Origin of the sequence: Streptomyces sp. NRRL B-24484, assembly GCF_000717715.1 — a bacterium.
Classification (GTDB): Bacteria; Actinomycetota; Actinomycetes; order Streptomycetales; family Streptomycetaceae; genus Kitasatospora.
On sequence record NZ_JOAI01000001.1, the window covers coordinates 174,890 to 187,846 of the forward strand.

Below are 12,957 nucleotides of genomic sequence, written 5' to 3' on the forward strand. Positions count from 1 at the left end.
CTTCACCGGGCCGCGGGCTGCTGGCCGTAGACGTTCTGGTAGCGGTGGTTGAGGTGGTCGATGTCGGCCTGCGGGATGGGCAGGGGTTCGCCGAGCTGCCGGGAGATGTGGACGGTGCGGGCGACGTCCTCGCACATGACGGCGGCCTTCACGGCGGCCCTGGCGTCCTTGCCGATGGTGAAGACGCCGTGGCTCTTCATCAGGACGGCGGGCGAGCGGTGGCCGCGCAGGGTGTCGACGATGCCCCGGCCGATGGAGTCGTCGCCGATGAGGGCGAACGGGCCGATCGGGATCTCGGCGCCGAACTCGTCGGCCATCGCGGTCAGCACGCAGGGCACGGCCTCGCCGCGGGCGGCCCAGGCGCTGGCGTACGTGGAGTGGGTGTGCACCACGCCGCCGACCTCGGGCATGTGGCGGTAGACGTAGGCGTGCGCGGCGGTGTCGGAGGACGGGTTGTGGTCGCCGGCCACGACGGTGCCGTCGAGGTCGCAGACGATCATGTTGTCGGGGGTCAGCTCGTCGTAGGCGACGCCGCTGGGCTTGATGACCATCAGGTCCTCGCCGGGGATCCGGGCGGAGACGTTCCCGGCGGTCCAGACGACGAGGTCGTAGCGGACCAGTTCCTGGTGGAGGTCGCTGACCTGGCGGCGGATCAGGTCGATCGGGGAGCTCATCGGTCCTCGCTCGTGCGGTGGGCGGTCAGGGCGGCGTTGCGGATGGCGCGGAGGCGGTGCAGCTGCTTGTCGGGGCCGGTGCCGAAGTGGTCGTGCAGGGCGCGGTACTCGGCGTAGAGGGCGTCGTAGGCGTCGGCGCGGGCCTCGTCCGGGAGGTGGGCGTGGCGGTGGACCCGGCCCATCGCCTCGGAGGCGGTGCGGACGTCGGGGTGGGCGCCGGCGGCGACCGCGGCGTGGATCGCAGAGCCGAGCGCGGGGCCCTGCTCGGAGGCGGCGAGCGAGACGGGGCGGCGGAGCACATCGGCGTAGATCTGCATGAGCAGGGTGTTCTTCTTGAGGCCGCCGGCGACGACGAACTCGGTGACGGGGACGCCGCCCTCCTCCAGTGCCTCGACGATGGTGCGGGTGCCGTAGGCGGTGGCCTCCAGCAGGGCGCGGTAGACCTCTTCGGGGCGGGTGGCGAGGGTGAGGCCGACGATCACGCCGGACAGGTGGTGGTCGACGAGGACGGAGCGGTTGCCGCCCATCCAGTCGAGGGCGATCAGGCCGTGGCCGCCGACGGGCTGGTCGGCGATCCTGCGGCTGAGGAGCTGGTGGAGGTCCTCGCCGGTGGCCCCGGCCTCGGCGAGGTACTCGGCGGGCACGCCCTGGCGCAGCCACCAGGCGAAGATGTCGCCGACCGCGCTCTGGCCCGCCTCGTAGCCGTAGGAGCCGGCGACGATGCCGCCGTCGACGACGCCGCAGATGCCGGGGACGTCGGCCAGTGCCGGGCCGTTGACGACGTGGCAGGTGGAGGTGCCCATGATGGCGAGCAGGCGGCCGTCGTCGACGGCGCGGGCGGCGGGGGCGGCGACGTGGGCGTCGACGTTGCCGGCGGCCACCGCGATGCCCTCGGGCAGGCCGGTCCAGGCGGCGGCCTCGGCGGTCAGCGAGCCGGCCCGGCTGCCGAGCGGGAGCAGCGGGTGCTCCAGGCGGGTGCGGGCGAAGTCGGCGAAGCCGGGGTTCAGCGCGGCGAGGTAGTCCTCGTCCGGGTAGGCGCCGTCCTGGTGGATGCCCTTGTAGCCGGCGGTGCAGGTGTTGCGGGTCTCGGTGCCGGTGAGCTGCCAGACGATCCAGTCGGCGGCCTCGATCCAGCGCTCGCAGGCGGCGTAGACCTGCGGGTCCTCCTCCAGCACCTGCAGGGCCTTGGCGTACTGCCACTCGGCGGAGATCCGCCCGCCGTAGCGGTGGATCCACTTCTCGCCGCGGGCGTGGGCGAGGGCGTTGATCCGGTCGGCCTGCGGCTGGGCGGCGTGGTGCTTCCACAGCTTGGGCCAGGCGTGCGGGCGGGCGGCCCACTCGGGCAGCGCGGCGAGCGGGGTGCCGTCGGTGCGGACGGGCAGCACGGTGCAGGCGGTGAAGTCGGTGGCGATACCGATGACGTCGGCCGGGTCGACACCGGAGGCGGCGAGGGCCTCGGGGACGGCGGTGCGCAGCACCTCGCGCCAGTCCTCGGGGTGCTGCAGGGCCCAGTCGGGGGGCAGCGGGCGGCCGGTGCCGGGCAGGCGGTCCTCGATGACGGCGTGCGGGTAGCCGTGGACGGCGGTGGCGATCTCCTCGCCGTCCCGGACGCGGACGACGACGGCGCGGCCGGAGAGCGTGCCGAAGTCGACGCCGACGACGTAGCGGTCGCCGCCGGCGGGCTCGGCCGCACCGGTCGGCCCGGTGCCGGGCGCGGCGCCGGCCTGCTCGGTGCCGGTCTGCTCGGCCCGGCTGGGGGGCGTCTCGGTCACTGTCTCATCCTTCGTACGGGGGTGGGGAGTTCGGGCCGGCCGCCGGCTGGTCCGCACCGTCGCGGGCCGGCGGCCGGCCGGTGTTCCGCTGCCCCACCCTCATCGGGAGCGGAACGGCGGCCGCCGGGCCGGGCAGACCGAAGCGGGGTGGCTGCCGACCGGCGGAGCGGGTGGGTCGGGCGACTCCGGATGCTGTGATTGTTAACGTTCACATTTTGGCTGTCAAGGGTGCGGGAAGGCACCGTCCGGACCGCTCCGCCCCGCGGACCCCCTCCCCCCACCGTGCGGCCGCGGCACCTCCGCCGCAGGTCGAATGCACGATCCACGCCCGCACACGCGATCCGGCGCCGACCCGGGCGGCCCGCGGCCCCGCCGCGCAGGTCGCGCCCGAAGCACCCGCCGGCCCCGGAACCGGTTCGCACACCGGGCGCACCGCCGGACACCGGCGGGGCGCGCACCGGCCGTCGCGCGGGCCCGCACCGCTCCCGGGCGCCGTTGAACACCGGACGGCCCCCGGCTGGGATGAGCCCTCCGCGTGATCACCGACCACCCCCGGAGGCCCCGATGACCGGAAACACCCCCGCCCGCTCCGCCGCGGCGCGCACCGCAGTGCGGCGCACCGTCCGGCGGGCCGCCCGCGGCGCAGCGGCGGCCGCGGCCCTCACCGGGGCGCTGGCGCTCGCCTGCCCGGCGCCCGCCGCGGCCGCCGCCTACACGAAGGCGGTCTACGCCCCCGACCGGGCCGGCAACACGCTCACCGGCTGGGGCAACCTCAGCCGGGACTGCAGCGGCACCGTCGGCTGCTACAACTACATCAAGATCGAGCGCAGCCGCTGGTACGGCTGGGACTTCATGGGCGGCAACTGGGCCAACAACAACGGCTGGAACACCGCGACCGCGACGGTCGCGACCGGCTGCTACGCCTACCGCACCACGGTGGACAGCTACAACGACATCGTCGGCGGGTACGGCGCGGGCGTGAACACCGGCCAGGTGGGCGCCACCGTCGACGGGCAGAAGATCTACCGCTTCCGGGTCACCTGGAGTTCGGGTACCCGGACGTACTGCCGCTGACCGGCGCCCTGCCCGGCCCCCTCGGGTCCGGGCATCACGGCACCGCGGGCATCACGGGCGGGCCGCTCCGGGGTACGAGGCCCCGGGGCGGCCCGCCCGCTCCCGTGCGTGCGGCTCGGGACCCGCCGGTCGGGCGGGCCGGCGGGCCGGGCCGGTGGAACGGCGCAGGACCATCTCCGGGGCGACCAGGACGTGGCTGCGGGCGTGCGCCACCCCGGCGAGCTCCTCGACGAGCAATTCGAGGGCGCGGCGGCCGAGTTCGCCGAAGTCCTGACGGACGGTGGTGAGCGGCGGGGTGAAGTAGGCGGACTCCGGGATGTCGTCGAAGCCGATCACGCTGATCTCGCCGGGCACCGGACGGCCGGCCTCGTGGAGCGCCCGGAGCAGCCCCAGGGCCATGTGGTCGTTGGCGCAGAAGACGGCGGTGACCTCCGGGTCGGCCGCGATCTGCCGGCCCGCCTCGTACCCGGACCGCGCGCTCCAGTCCCCGCTGTAGACCTGCGGCACCGGGGCCCCCGCCTCCTCCAGGGTGCGGCGCCAGCCGTCCAGGCGGTCCTGCGTCTCCAGCCAGCCGGCCGGACCGGCCACGTGGTGCACGGTGCCGTGGCCGAGGTCGAGCAGGTGGCGGGTGGCGGCGGTCGCGCCGGTGAGGTTGTCGACCGCGACCATCGGGACGCGCGAGCGGCTGCCCGAGCCCACCGCCACGACCGGGACGGAGCTGGAGAGCCGGGCCACCGCGCCGACCGCGGAGATCTGCGGGGCGATGACCGCGACACCCTCGACGCCCTGGTCGCGGAGGCGGTCCACGGCCTCCTGGACGGAACGGGCGTCCAGCGAACGGAGGCTGGCCACGCTGACGAAGTAGCCGGCGCTGCGGGCGGCCTGTTCGATGCCGTCGAGCATGGAGGCCGGACCGTAGAGGGTGCTGGCGAAGCTCACCACGCCCAGCGTCTGCGAACGGCGGGTCACCAGCGCCCGGGCCGCGGAGTTGGGACGGTAGTCCAACTCCCTGATCGCGGCGAGCACCTTGTCACGGGTGCCGGGCCGCACGTGCGGGGCGCCGTTCAGGACGCGGGACACGGTCTGGTGCGACACGCCGGCGAGCTTGGCGACGTCGGCCATCACGGGCTGTCGGGGATCCGTCCCGGCAGTCTCACTTCCCACTCACAGCCCCCCTTGTCGGTGCAGAGCCAGATGCGCTGCAACTGTCTCACGAGTGCGGAAGGGAGTGTAATTGTTTGCGTTCACATGGCAAGCGGCGGGAGCGGCCGACAGGGCGAGCCGGGGAACGGGACGGCTCGGCCCACCCGACGGTGGCGGCAGGCCGGCCCGGCCGACACCGCCGAGTCCGAAGAACGGGACACGACGTCCCACCGACGGCAGAGGCATGGCCCGCGCAGCCGACACCGCCGGCCCCGGGAACGGGACGGCACGGTCGAAAGGAGCGGACGGCAGGCCGGCCCGGGCCGACGGGCGCAGCGCGCGGGAACGGGACAGCACGTCCGGCAGGGTGCGGCGACGTGGCCGGTACGGCCGTCGGCGGACATACCGCGAGACTGCGGCTCGTCCAGCGGAGACGGGACGATACGGCCCGCACGGCCGACACCGTGCAGCAGGACACCTGGACGGCGGGGCCGAGAGCCGCAGGCCGCCACGCCGCGCCGGCCGAAACCGCACAACCCGCAGCACGGGACAGCACGGCCCAACGGCGGGCGCAGACACGGCCGGTACGGCCGACACCATGAGCCCGACAGGGCGGCGGCCCACGGCCGGAGGGCAGCGGCAGGCCATACCGGGCCCCTGCTACGGGACAACACGGCCGACAGGGCCCGGCATGGTGGCCGGTACGGCCGTCAGCACAGATCCCGCGAGGGGGCGGCACGGCCCACAGGCGCAGGGTGACATGGCCTTCACGGCCATCGCGCCGCAGCACGGAGTCCGGACAGCGGGGCCCACCGGCGGCAGGGACACGGCCGCCACGGCCGAGGCGGCGCGGCCGGAGCTACCGGCACACGGAGAGCAACCCGGCCCGTCCGGCCAACACACCGCGGCACGGAGACCCGGACAGCGAGGGGGAGAGCCGCAATCCGCGCGGCCGGCCAAGCCGACGCGGCGGCGGAACGGGGACACCGCGGCCCGCCGACGGCAGCGATGTGGCCGGCCCGGCCCACACCACGTGTCCCGACTCGCCGGCGGCCCGGCCCCGGACGGCGGGCGACATGGCCGACAGGGCCAACTCGCCGGCCCGGCAGGCAGAAGAGGACGGCACGGCCAGGAGTCGGACGCGGCATGGCCGGCGCGGCCGGCACACCGCAACCGAAGAGCGGGACGGCACGGCCAACAGGCGGGAACGCGCACGGCCGGGACGGCCGTACGGCGCGAAACCGGGACGGGGACACTGCGACCGGATGACGGGGGGCGCCTGGGCCGACACGGCCGGGACGGTGCGGCCGCGAGACCCGGACACCGTGGCCGGGAGTTGCGGGCGGCGGGGCCGACACGGCCCGTCCCCGCCGCCGGAGGCCGGGGAACGGCAGACAGGCGGCGGGGAACGTGGTCGGCCCCCGTCCAGGGCTCCCTCCGGCGCGGGGCTCCTGGACGGGGCCGGGTCTCACTGCCGGCCCTGCGCCGCTATGCGGCGACGACGGGCTCGGGCGTCACCACGACGGGCTCGACCCGCGCCGCCGACAGGGCGGCGGCGTGCGACGCGCTGTGCCGGGCGAGCAGCCGGCGGGCCCGGGCGAGGGCCTGCTGGGGGTCGCGGACGCCGGTGTACACGCAGACCGTGTAGAGGGCGTCCTCCCGGCGGCGCCGGACCGCTGTGTCCGGCGCGCCCACATCGGCGAGCGCGTCCAGTTCCGCAACCAGCGCACCCAGCACGACGTAGTTGATCAGCGGCATGGGTCAACTCCCTCGGTTCAAGGACGGACGGACCGATTCCGCATCCTGCTCGCGCGGCTACCCGCCCGTTCGCACGCCAAGCCAGGCTCCTTCGAACGGACGCACGGTCTTCACATATCTGCCACTTCGTCGACATGCTCCCGGCAAATATTCGGCCGACCGGCCGCCGGGGATCACCCGATCCGGCCGCGCGTCTTCCCCGACGGGGCGATCCGACACGGGCAGGGCGCCGGCGTCCGGCAGATCCGGGAGCAGCCCAGCGCCCGCATCCGGGCGTGAGGCGCACAGCGCGCGCCCGCAGGATCCGCCCAGGGCCCTACCGGCTGTCCCAGGGCGTGCGGGGGGCCTGCAGCGGCGGGACGGGCGGCATCGGCGGCGGGGGCGGCGGATACAGCGGGTCCGGCTGGTGGACGGTCTGCGGCGGGTGCGGGTGGTGGTGCGGCGAGGACCGCGGCGGTGCGGCCGGGCGGTCGGTGTCCGGCGGGGGCGGGGCCTGCCGGCGGCGCGCTCCGCCGCCGAGGATGCGGCGCAGCAGGCTGTTCGGCGGCAGGACCTCGGCCCAGCGCTCGGGGTACTCGGCGGGGACGCCGTCGTCGTCGTCCTCCTCGTCGTCCTCCTCGCCGCCGTCGGCGAGTCCGAGCTCGCGGACGAGCTGTGCGCGCTGGAGGGCACGGCGGGCGGCGGCCTCGCGGACGACCGTGGCGGCGGCGGCCTCGCTGACGCGCTCGTTCTCGGCGCGGGCGTCGGCGGTCTCGACGCTGGGCCAGCGGCGGTCGATGGCGGCGTTCATGGCCGCGCCGATGAGGACGGCGAGCGCCACCACGAAGATCCACAGCAGCACGGCGACGGGGGCGGCGAGCGAGCCGTAGACGGTCGGGCCCTCGACGGAGCTGACCAGGTAGACCCGGAGCAGGACGCTGCAGACCACGAGCACGAGCAGGGCGACGAGGGCGCCGGGGATGTCCTCGCGCCAGGGCGTGTTGGCGGGGACGGCGACGTGGTAGAGCGTGGTGAGGAAGATCACCAGGAGCAGGATCGCGGCGGGCCAGTAGAGGGCGTTGACCAGCCCCGCCGAGTTGGGCAGGGCGCCGATCACCAGGCCCGGGCCGGCGACGAGCAGCGGCAGGACGAGCGAGCCGATGACGAGGGCGCCGAGGTAGAGGCCGAGCGACATCAGGCGGGTCTTGACGATGCCGCGCTTGCCGTCGAGGCCGTACATGACGGTGATGGTGTCGATGAAGATGTAGAGGGCCCGCGAGCCGGACCAGAGCGAGAGCAGGAAGCCGATCGAGATGAGGTCGGGTCGGCCGTTGTCGAAGACGCTGGTCAGCAGGGGTTGGACGATCTGGTCGACCGAATCCGGTGAGAGCACCGTTTCGGATGCCGAGACGACGTCGTTCTTCAGCTTGTCGATGGTGCCGGCGCCGAGGATGTCGTCGAGGTAGCCGAGCGTGCCGGCGAGGCAGAGCAGCAGCGGCGGGATCGACAGCAGGGTGAAGAAGGCGGCCTCGGCGGCGAGTCCGGTGACGCGGTACTCGACGCAGGTGTTGGTGGTGTCCTTGAGCAGGGCCCACAGGGTCTGGCGCCAGCCGTTGCGGCGGGCGCGGCGGCGGCCGCCCCTGCGGCGCGAGGGCCGGTCGGGGGCCTGGCCGGGGGTGTCCCGCGGGTTACTGCCTGCTGCTTGCACGCCCCTACCGTACTGGGCGGTGTCCACTCCTCCGCGCACGCGCGCGTAGGGGGCTCCGGGGGGCCCGCGGACGGTCCGTCAGGGGCCCGGGAAGCGGTCCTCCGGTACGATCCGCACGGCTGTGACGACGGGGTATTCCCACACCATCCCACGATGCGAAACAACCGCGTCCACAATACGGACGTTAGTGGACCGAGGGTCGTTCGCCGTGCGAATCTCTTGCCATGCCAAGCGCCGGAGCCACCCTAGTAGGTCGACTGCACGTCGATCTCCTCCGCGTGTCCAGCGCCATCTGTCCGGTGACCTGAGCCCTACCCCCGCCGCCACCACGGCACCGGCGCCGGCACCTCGCGAATCCCCGCCGACGCGGATGCGCGGGCGCCCTCCGGCCAGCGTCACTGCACCCTGACGCCTGCAGCAACAGCGCAGGTCAGAGCAGTTGCGTGCCCGGGGATGCCGAACCCCCCATCAGAGCCAGCTGCCAAAGGACGAGACACCATGGCCCCTACCCCCGAACCGGTCGAGCCCACGGTCGCCGGCGCCCCCGTGCGTCGCGCCGCCGCCGCCCGCAAGGTGACCCGCCACCGTGGCGAGGGTCAGTGGGGCATGGGCCACTTCACGCCGCTGAACGCCAACGAGCAGTTCAAGAAGGACGACGACGGTCTCAACGTGCGGACACGTATTGAGACGATCTACTCCCAGCGCGGCTTCGACTCGATCGACCCGGCCGACCTCCGCGGCCGGATGCGCTGGTGGGGCCTCTACACCCAGCGCAAGGAGGGCATCGACGGCGGCAAGACGGCCGTCCTCGACCCCCACGAGCTGGACGCCGAGTACTTCATGCTCCGCGTGCGCATCGACGGCGGCCAGCTGACGGTCGCCCAGCTGCGGGCCGTCGCCGAGGTCTCCGAGCTGTACGGCCGCGGCACCGCCGACCTGACCGACCGCCAGAACGTCCAGTACCACTGGATCCGGATCGAGGACGTCCCGTCGATCTGGCAGAAGCTGGAGGCCGTCGGTCTGTCGACCACCGAGGCCTGCGGCGACACCCCGCGCGTCATCCTCGGCTCGCCGGTGGCCGGCATCGCCGAGGACGAGATCATCGACGGCTCCCCCGCCATCGCCGAGATCCAGCGCCGCTTCATCGGCAACAAGGAGTTCTCCAACCTGCCGCGCAAGTTCAAGTCGGCGATCTCCGGCTCGCCGCTGCTGGACGTGGCGCACGAGATCAACGACATCGCCTTCGTCGGCGTCGTCCACCCCGAGCACGGCCCCGGCTTCGACCTCTGGGTCGGCGGCGGCCTGTCCACCAACCCCAAGCTCGGCGTCCGCCTCGGCGCCTGGGTGCCGCTGGAGCAGGTCCCGGACGTCTACGGCGGTGTGATCGGCATCTTCCGCGACTACGGCTACCGCCGGCTGCGCAACCGCGCCCGGTTGAAGTTCCTGGTCGCCGACTGGGGCACGGAGAAGTTCCGCCAGGTACTGGAGGACGAGTACCTCAAGACCAAGCTGATCGACGGCCCCGCGCCGGCCGAACCGGTCGCCCGCTGGCGCGACCACGTCGGCGTGCACCGGCAGAAGGACGGCCGCTACTACGTCGGCTTCGCGCCGCGCGTCGGCCGGGTCAACGGCAAGATCCTCGGTCAGATCGCCGACCTCGCCGAGCAGCACGGCTCCGACCGCCTGCGCACCACCGCCGAGCAGAAGATGATCGTCCTCGACGTCGCCGAGGACCGGGTCGAGTCGCTGGTGGCCGGCCTGGAGGCGCTCGACCTGCAGGTCAAGCCGTCCACCTTCCGCCGCGGCACGATGGCCTGCACCGGCATCGAGTACTGCAAGCTCGCCATCGTCGAGACCAAGGAGCGCGGCCGCCGTCTGATCGACGAGCTGGAGCAGCGGCTGCCGGAGTTCGACGAGCCGCTCACCATCAACATCAACGGCTGCCCCAACGCCTGCGCCCGCATCCAGGTGGCGGACATCGGTCTCAAGGGCCAGCTGGTCACCGACGACAACGGCGAGCAGGTCGAGGGCTACCAGGTGCACCTCGGCGGCGCGCTCGGTCTGGAGGCCGGCTTCGGCCGCAAGGTCCGCGGCCTGAAGGTCACCAAGGACGGCCTGGCCGACTACGTCGAGCGCGTGCTGACCCGCTACCGGGCCGAGCGCCACGAGGGCGAGCGCTTCGCCCAGTGGACGGCCCGGGCCACCGAGGACCAGCTCTCGTGAGCGAGCGGAGCGAGCGAACCGTCAAGCGGCGCGGGTCTCGCGAAGCGACCGCCGAGCCCTGCGAGGCGGACGCATGAGCGAGCGGAGCGAGCGAACCGTCAAGCGGCGCGGGTCTCGCGAAGCGACCGCCGAGCCCTGCGAGGCGGACGCATGAGCGAGCGAGCAGCGCCGTTCCACTGCCCGTACTGCGGCGACGAGGACCTGCGGCCCTCGGAGGCCGGGCACGGCTGCTGGGAGTGCGCCTCCTGCCGGAGGGCCTTCCAGCTGAAGTTCCTGGGCCTGCTCCGGCCCGACGGCACCACGGGCACCACCGGCACGACGACCGGCACCGAGCACACCGAAGGAGGTGGCGAATGAGCACCACGACCGACTACGAGGCGCTGGCCACCGCGGCCGCCCGCGACCTGGAGGAGGCGACCGCGCAGGAGATCCTGCAGTGGGCCGCCGGCACCTTCGGCAAGCGGTTCTGCGTCACCTCCTCGATGGAGGACGCGGTCGTCGCGCACCTCGCCTCCACCGTGCTGCCCGGCGTCGACGTGGTCTTCCTGGACACCGGCTACCACTTCGCCGAGACCATCGGCACCCGGGACGCGGTGGCCGCGACCATGCCGGTCAACGTCATCACGCTCACCCCGAAGCTGACCGTCGCCGAGCAGGACGCCCGGTACGGGCCGAACCTGCACGACCGCGACCCGGACCTGTGCTGCTCGCTGCGCAAGGTCGAACCGCTCAACCGCGGCCTCGGCGCGTACGACGCCTGGGCGACCGGGCTGCGCCGCGACGAGTCGCCCTCCCGTGCCAACACCCCGGTGGTGGCCTGGGACGCCAAGCGCCGCAAGGTGAAGCTCGCCCCGATCGCCCGATGGACGCAGGACGACGTCGACGCGTACGTGCAGGCGAACGGCGTACTGCTGAACCCGCTGCTGTGGGAGGGCTACACCTCCATCGGCTGCTCGCCGCTGTCCTGCACCGCCAAGCCCGGCGAGGGCGAGGAGGGCCGGGCCGGCCGCTGGGCGGGCTCGGGCAAGACCGAGTGCGGCATCCACCTCTGACCAGCCACCAGACCGACGAGACCTCAGGAGAGACCACCGTGACCACAGCCGACACACTGGACGCCGGGGAAGCCGCAGAGGCGGCCCGCGCGGCCGCCCCCTGCGAGCGCGGCGCCACCGTGTGGCTGACCGGGCTGCCCAGCGCGGGCAAGACCACCCTCGCCTTCGCCCTCGCCGAGCGCCTGCGCGCCGAGGGCCACAAGGTGGAGGTCCTGGACGGTGACGAGATCCGCGAGTTCCTCTCCAAGGGCCTCGGCTTCACCAAGGAGGACCGGCACACCAACGTGACGCGGATCGGCTTCGTCGCCGAGAAGCTGGCCTCCAACGGGGTCAAGGTGCTCGCCCCGGTGATCGCCCCGTACGCGGACTCCCGCACCGCCGTCCGCGAGCGGCACGCCGCCAACGGCACCGACTTCCTGGAGATCCACGTCGCCACCCCGGTGGAGCTCTGCGCCGAGCGCGACGTCAAGGGCCTGTACGCCAAGCAGGCCGCCGGCGAGATCTCCGGTCTCACCGGCGTCGACGACCCGTACGAGGCGCCGCAGGACCCTGAGCTGCGCCTGCAGACCCGGGGCCGCGAGGTCGCCGAATCCGCCGCCGAGCTGCACGCCTTCCTGACGACAAGGGGCCTCGCATGACGACCGCCACGCACAGCCTCCTGGACACCCAGGAGAACCCGTACGCGCTGTCGCACCTCGACGCCCTGGAGGCGGAGTCGGTGCACATCTTCCGCGAGGTGGCGGGCGAGTTCGAGCGGCCGGTGATCCTGTTCTCCGGCGGCAAGGACTCCATCGTCATGCTGCACCTGGCGCTGAAGGCGTTCTGGCCGGCGGCCGTCCCCTTCTCGCTGCTGCACGTCGACACCGGGCACAACTTCCCAGAGGTCATCGAGTACCGCGACCGCACCGTGGCCCAGCACAACCTGCGGCTGCACGTCGCCAGCGTGCAGGACTTCATCGACGACGGCCGGCTGCGCGAGCGCCCCGACGGCACCCGCAACCCGCTGCAGACGGTGCCGCTGCTGGACGCCATCGAGCGCAACAAGTTCGACGCCGTCTTCGGCGGCGGCCGCCGCGACGAGGAGAAGGCCCGCGCCAAGGAGCGCGTCTTCTCGCTCCGCGACGAGTTCGGCGCCTGGGACCCGCGCCGCCAGCGCCCCGAGCTGTGGTCGCTGTACAACGGCCGGCACGCCGTCGGCGAGCACGTCCGGGTCTTCCCGCTCTCCAACTGGACCGAGCTGGACGTCTGGCAGTACATCGAGCGCGAGGGCATCGAGCTCCCCGAGATCTACTACGCCCACCACCGCGACGTGTTCAAGCGCGACGGCATGTGGCTGACCGCCGGCGAGTGGGGCGGCCCGAAGGAGAGCGAGCCGGTCGAGTCCCGGCTCATCCGCTACCGCACCGTCGGGGACATGTCCTGCACCGGCGCCGTCGACTCCGACGCCGCCACGATCGCCGACGTGATCGCCGAGATCGCCGCCAGCCGCCTCACCGAGCGCGGCGCCACGCGTGCCGACGACAAGCTGTCCGAGGCCGCGATGGAAGACCGCAAGCGCGAGGGGTACTTCTAAG

At 73.6% G+C, this 12,957-nt stretch carries 12 protein-coding genes; 7 read left to right on the plus strand and 5 right to left on the minus strand.

Annotated elements, in window-relative coordinates:
• Window positions 1-2 precede the first annotated feature (2 nt).
• The gene (locus IE98_RS0100775; RefSeq protein WP_030262311.1) at window positions 3-674 is read right to left on the minus strand and encodes an L-ribulose-5-phosphate 4-epimerase; all 672 of its coding nucleotides are present in this window, start codon (window positions 672-674) and stop codon (window positions 3-5) included.
• The gene (araB, locus tag IE98_RS0100780) at window positions 671-2,446 is read right to left on the minus strand and encodes a ribulokinase (RefSeq protein WP_078660689.1); all 1,776 of its coding nucleotides are present in this window, start codon (window positions 2,444-2,446) and stop codon (window positions 671-673) included. Before araB ends, IE98_RS0100775 begins: the two co-directional genes overlap by 4 nt.
• Before the next feature lie 564 nt (window positions 2,447-3,010).
• Here araB and IE98_RS0100790 point away from each other — a divergent pair.
• Complete coding sequence (locus IE98_RS0100790) at window positions 3,011-3,520, plus strand: hypothetical protein (RefSeq protein WP_030262314.1); 510 nt, start codon at window positions 3,011-3,013, stop codon at window positions 3,518-3,520.
• Window positions 3,521-3,571: 51 nt separating this feature from the next.
• Here IE98_RS0100790 and IE98_RS0100795 read toward each other — a convergent pair whose 3' ends face one another.
• From IE98_RS0100795 to IE98_RS0100805, 3 genes are all read right to left on the minus strand, one after another.
• Window positions 3,572-4,684 carry a LacI family DNA-binding transcriptional regulator gene (locus IE98_RS0100795; RefSeq protein ID WP_234443360.1) on the minus strand — a complete coding sequence of 371 codons (1,113 nt, stop codon included), beginning with the start codon at window positions 4,682-4,684 and terminating at the stop codon, window positions 3,572-3,574.
• 1,467 nt (window positions 4,685-6,151) lie between these two features.
• Window positions 6,152-6,421 carry a DUF5133 domain-containing protein gene (locus IE98_RS0100800; RefSeq protein ID WP_030262320.1) on the minus strand — a complete coding sequence of 90 codons (270 nt, stop codon included), beginning with the start codon at window positions 6,419-6,421 and terminating at the stop codon, window positions 6,152-6,154.
• Window positions 6,422-6,737: 316 nt separating this feature from the next.
• Complete coding sequence (locus IE98_RS0100805) at window positions 6,738-8,108, minus strand: YihY/virulence factor BrkB family protein (protein ID WP_078660691.1); 1,371 nt, start codon at window positions 8,106-8,108, stop codon at window positions 6,738-6,740.
• Between the two features lie 224 nt (window positions 8,109-8,332).
• On the opposite strand from IE98_RS0100805, the gene IE98_RS52180 reads away from it, so the two are divergent.
• From IE98_RS52180 to cysD, 6 genes are all read left to right on the plus strand, one after another.
• The gene (locus tag IE98_RS52180) at window positions 8,333-8,416 is read left to right on the plus strand and encodes a putative leader peptide (RefSeq protein ID WP_317634116.1); all 84 of its coding nucleotides are present in this window, start codon (window positions 8,333-8,335) and stop codon (window positions 8,414-8,416) included.
• Between the two features lie 190 nt (window positions 8,417-8,606).
• Window positions 8,607-10,331: a nitrite/sulfite reductase gene (locus tag IE98_RS0100810; RefSeq protein WP_030262326.1), complete on the plus strand. Its 1,725-nt coding sequence runs from the start codon at window positions 8,607-8,609 to the stop codon at window positions 10,329-10,331.
• A gap of 150 nt (window positions 10,332-10,481) precedes the next feature.
• A complete protein-coding gene (locus IE98_RS0100815) occupies window positions 10,482-10,688 on the plus strand; it encodes a hypothetical protein (RefSeq protein WP_030262329.1) in 207 nt (68 codons plus the stop codon).
• Complete coding sequence (locus IE98_RS0100820; RefSeq protein ID WP_030262331.1) at window positions 10,685-11,383, plus strand: phosphoadenylyl-sulfate reductase; 699 nt, start codon at window positions 10,685-10,687, stop codon at window positions 11,381-11,383. Before IE98_RS0100815 ends, IE98_RS0100820 begins: the two co-directional genes overlap by 4 nt.
• Before the next feature lie 56 nt (window positions 11,384-11,439).
• Window positions 11,440-12,021 (plus strand): adenylyl-sulfate kinase, encoded by a 582-nt coding sequence (cysC, locus tag IE98_RS0100825; protein ID WP_052390010.1) that lies wholly within the window; start codon window positions 11,440-11,442, stop codon window positions 12,019-12,021.
• Window positions 12,018-12,956, plus strand: coding sequence for a sulfate adenylyltransferase subunit CysD (gene cysD / locus IE98_RS0100830; RefSeq protein ID WP_030262336.1), 939 nt, complete (start codon window positions 12,018-12,020; stop codon window positions 12,954-12,956). The genes cysC and cysD overlap by 4 nt, the downstream gene beginning before the upstream one ends.
• Window position 12,957: the final 1 nt, after the last annotated feature.

Excerpts from the sequence above, each read along its gene's own strand:
- IE98_RS0100775 (WP_030262311.1), bottom strand. The coding sequence starts at position 674 with ATGAGCTCCCCGATCGACCTGATCCGCCGCCAGGTCAGCGACCTCCAC.
- IE98_RS0100790 (WP_030262314.1), top strand. The coding sequence starts at position 3,011 with ATGACCGGAAACACCCCCGCCCGCTCCGCCGCGGCGCGCACCGCAGTG.
- IE98_RS0100800 (WP_030262320.1), bottom strand. The coding sequence starts at position 6,421 with ATGCCGCTGATCAACTACGTCGTGCTGGGTGCGCTGGTTGCGGAACTG.
- IE98_RS52180 (WP_317634116.1), top strand. The coding sequence starts at position 8,333 with ATGCCAAGCGCCGGAGCCACCCTAGTAGGTCGACTGCACGTCGATCTC.
- IE98_RS0100810 (WP_030262326.1), top strand. The coding sequence starts at position 8,607 with ATGGCCCCTACCCCCGAACCGGTCGAGCCCACGGTCGCCGGCGCCCCC.
- IE98_RS0100815 (WP_030262329.1), top strand. The coding sequence starts at position 10,482 with ATGAGCGAGCGAGCAGCGCCGTTCCACTGCCCGTACTGCGGCGACGAG.
- IE98_RS0100820 (WP_030262331.1), top strand. The coding sequence starts at position 10,685 with ATGAGCACCACGACCGACTACGAGGCGCTGGCCACCGCGGCCGCCCGC.
- cysD (WP_030262336.1), top strand. The coding sequence starts at position 12,018 with ATGACGACCGCCACGCACAGCCTCCTGGACACCCAGGAGAACCCGTAC.